Source organism: Streptosporangiales bacterium (assembly GCA_009379955.1).
In the GTDB taxonomy this organism is placed as follows: domain Bacteria; phylum Actinomycetota; class Actinomycetes; order Streptosporangiales; family WHST01; genus WHST01.
Window position 1 is genome coordinate 1 of the sequence record WHST01000218.1, and the last position, 3,593, is coordinate 3,593.

The window sequence follows — 3,593 nt, forward strand, 5'->3', positions numbered from 1 at the left end:
CCCCCACGGCTCGGCGATCCCATCCCGATGCGCCATACCGCACTACCTCCCTTGCTAACCGCATTGCTGAGACCGATGTCGCCGCTGAATACCCGCCGCACGAACCGGCCAATCCTCCGCACGCCGGGAGTTTGCCGACGCCTGCGTCGGGTACACCGCGCGAGAGATCGCGACGGAAACGGTGAGCACTACTCGATGCGTACGGTTGACTCGCTACCCTGCGACGCCCTCAAGGAGGAGCATTCCTGGGTCCCGATGCCGGACGGGATCCAACTGTCCGCCTACATCTGGCGGCCAACGACGTCGGATGCCGAGCCGGTGCCGGGAATCCTGGAGTACATTCCGTACCGCAAGCGCGACCTCACCGCGGTGCGCGACTCCATTCACCACCCCTACCTGGCTGGGCACGGCTACGGCTGCGTCCGGGCCGACCTGCGTGGCACCGGGGAGTCCGAGGGCGTGCTCACGGACGAGTACCTGGAGCAGGAGCAGCGCGACGCGGAGGACGTGCTCGCCTGGATCGCCGCCCAGCCGTGGTGCACCGGGCGCACCGGCATGATGGGCATCTCCTGGGGCGGTTTCGCCGCGCTGCAGGTGGCGGCGCGGAACCCACCGAGCCTGCACGCCATCGTCATCTCCTCGTTCACCGACGACCGCTACAGCGACGACATGCACTACATGGGCGGCTGCCTCCTCTCGGACAACCTCGCCGAGGCAGGCACGATGTTCGCGCACAGCACGCTGCCGCCCGACCCGGACGTCGTGGGTGACCGCTGGCAGCAGATGTGGCGGGAACGGCTGGAAGGCACCGGCCCCTGGGTCACCGAGTGGCTGACCCACCAGGTCCGCGACGACTACTGGCGACACGCCTCCGTCTGCGAGGACTACGACGCCGTCCGCTGTCCGGTGCTGGCGTCGAGCGGCTGGGCCGACGGCTACTCCAACGCCGTCGGCCGCCTGCTCAAAAACCTGAAAGCGCCGCGCAAGGGCCTGATCGGCCCGTGGTCACACAAGTACCCGCACCTCGGCGAACCCGGCCCGGCCATCGGCTACCTGCAAGAGGTCCTGCGATGGTGGGACCACTGGCTCAAGGACGCCGACAATGGGGTCCTCGACGACGCCATGCTCTACGCCTGGATGCAGGACAGCGTGCCGCCGTCGACGTCCTACGAGCAGCGGCCGGGACGCTGGGTCGGGGAACCCGAGTGGCCGTCGCCGCACGTCGAGGAGCACCACCTGCCGCTGGCCCGGCACCGGCTCGCCGAACCCGGCGAGGACGTTCCTGCCGAGCATCTCGAGGTCGAGTCCCCCATCACGGTCGGCCAGTTCGCCGGCAAGTGGGCCTCCAACAACGCGCCCCCCGACCTGCCCTACGACCAGCGCGAGGAGCACGGCGGCTCGCTGGTGTTCGAGACCGACCCGCTCACCGACACCTACGAGATCCTCGGCGCCCCCGTGGTCGCCCTTGAGGTGTCGGCGGACCGGCCGGTGGCGATGATCGCCGCGCGGATCTCCGACGTCGCCCGCGACGGCAGCGCAACCCGGGTGACCTACGGGATGCTCAACCTGACCCACCGCGACAGCAACGACGAGCCCAGCCCGCTCGAGCCGGGGCGGCGCTACCGGGTGTCGTTCGAGCTCAACGCCGTGGCGCAGTCCTTCCCGCCAGGCCATCGGCTGTCGCTGTCGACGTCGTACTGGCCACTGGCATGGCCACCACCGGAGCCCGTGCTGCTCTCGGTCTACACCGGCAACAGCACGCTGACGCTGCCTGCCCGCCCGATCACCGAGTCCGACGAGGTCGCCGACCAGCCCTTCGCCGAACCAGAAGGCACCGCGCCGCTGGTCGTCACCCGGCTCGAACCGCCCCGCCATAGCTGGGACGTCTGTCGCGACCTGATCACCAAGCAATCGGCACTCGACATCGTCAAAGACTCGGGAACCGTCCGATACCACCACGCCGATCTCGACGTCTCCCGTGCCGCCCACGAGCGCTACACCGTCACGGCCGGCGACTTCGAGTCGACGCGGGGCGAGACGACCTGGGTGATGCGGTACCGCCGCGGCGACTGGGACGCGTGTGTGATCACCCACACCGTCCTCACCAGCGACGCCACGACGTTCACCGTGCAGGCACAGCTCGACGCCTACACCGGCGAGCGCCGGCTGGTCTCCCGCAACTGGCACGAAGTCATCCCCCGGCGCAACACCTAGCCTTGTTCCTCGCACAACGGATTAACTGGACAGACCTCGGGGATCGGCTTTGAGCCCCGCAGGGCCGTGCCTACGGTGGGGATGACGGCAAAACACCGCCCAATTCCCCCTCGGTGAATGAGGCGAGACCGATGACGCACGCCGATCACGGACGCTCTCCCCGTACCGCATCCCTTGACGTCGCGGTGCGGCAACTCGATCGCGATGTCGTCCTCGTGGACATCGCGGGCGAGGTCGACCTGTCCACCCATCGCGACATCGAGGCGATGCTGTTTGATGTCCTCGAACCACCGTCGCCCAAGATCCTGATCGCCGACCTCAGCGAGGTGTCGTTCTTCGACGCCAGCGGCATCAGCACCCTGGTCCACGCGCATCAGCGGGCACAGACGGTCGACACCGACCTGCGCGTCGTCAGCGACCGGCGCACCGTACGCCGCCCGCTGACGACCACCGGCGTCGACCGCGACCTGCACCTCTACAACGACCCCAGCGCGGCGCACGAGGTTCCGTCGCCGCCCGCCCCGAGCTGAGTCGGCGAGCCAGCGCGGCTCGCCAGCTTCTACCTGCGGGGCTGAAGGGAAGGGCGTTTCCCGTCCTCGGGTCTCCGCCGTGCGTGTGGATCCCTTTCCAATGCCATTCTCCACGTGTCAGCTCACCGCGTCCGGTGCGGTGCTGGGGCACTGATCCGGCGCGATCATCGGCTACCCGTTCCGAGCGGCGTCATACCCGGGGACAGGCCATCGGACAGGGTTGAACCGCCGCGCCGGTGGATACCCCGACGGCGCCGGTGGATATCCGGCGGGTGAAAGAAACCGCGCGATGACGGGGAGCGCTATGTGAAGTCACTGCAGCAGCCACCGCCACGCCCGGGATCGCACCGTCCCGAGCCGCCATATCCGGACCCGCGGCATCCGGTGCCGCCCGACCCGGAACCTCATCCGGACGATCCGGAGCCTGACTATCCCAAGCCGCCACAGCCGCCAGCGCCCGAGCCGGAGCCTCCTTGAAGCGGCACCCGAACGCCGTGTCGCACGCCTGAGACGTCGTGTCCGCCGTTGCCGACGGTGTGCGTCACTTACCTGTCGCCGGGTCGCTCGGCCGAGGACAGCGGCACGTCACGGTCGCCGGTCTGCGGTCCCTGCGCGAGGCCGTCGTCGGGTAACGCGCGCGGATCAACGGTGTCCGCGCCGACCGCTCGCGTCGGGGAGCCGTCGGCGTCCCGCAGGCTGACGCCGGTCTCGGACACCAGGCCGAACTGCACCAGCTGCCGGGAGGTGACCGCGTCGGCCAGCCAGTCGAACGCGACCCGCAATTTGCCGATGGGCAGCGCGGCCAGGTGATAGGCGCGCGCGATGATCTTCGCGAGCGGCCCGCTAAGC

Annotated in this window: 2 protein-coding genes; both read left to right on the forward strand. The window is 69.2% G+C overall.

The window, feature by feature from the left end; translation table 11 throughout:
- The first annotated feature begins 195 nt into the window (after positions 1–195).
- Entirely contained in the window at positions 196–2,214 is a 2,019-nt protein-coding gene (locus tag GEV10_31950; protein MQA83014.1) for a CocE/NonD family hydrolase, read from the forward strand.
- A 131-nt stretch (positions 2,215–2,345) separates the two neighbouring features.
- Positions 2,346–2,744 (forward strand): anti-sigma factor antagonist, encoded by a 399-nt coding sequence (locus GEV10_31955; GenBank protein ID MQA83015.1) that lies wholly within the window; start codon positions 2,346–2,348, stop codon positions 2,742–2,744.
- Positions 2,745–3,593 lie beyond the last annotated feature (849 nt).

Coding starts and splice junctions, on each gene's coding strand:
- GEV10_31950 (MQA83014.1), top strand. CDS start 196: ATGCGTACGGTTGACTCGCTACCCTGCGACGCCCTCAAGGAGGAGCAT.
- GEV10_31955 (MQA83015.1), top strand. CDS start 2,346: ATGACGCACGCCGATCACGGACGCTCTCCCCGTACCGCATCCCTTGAC.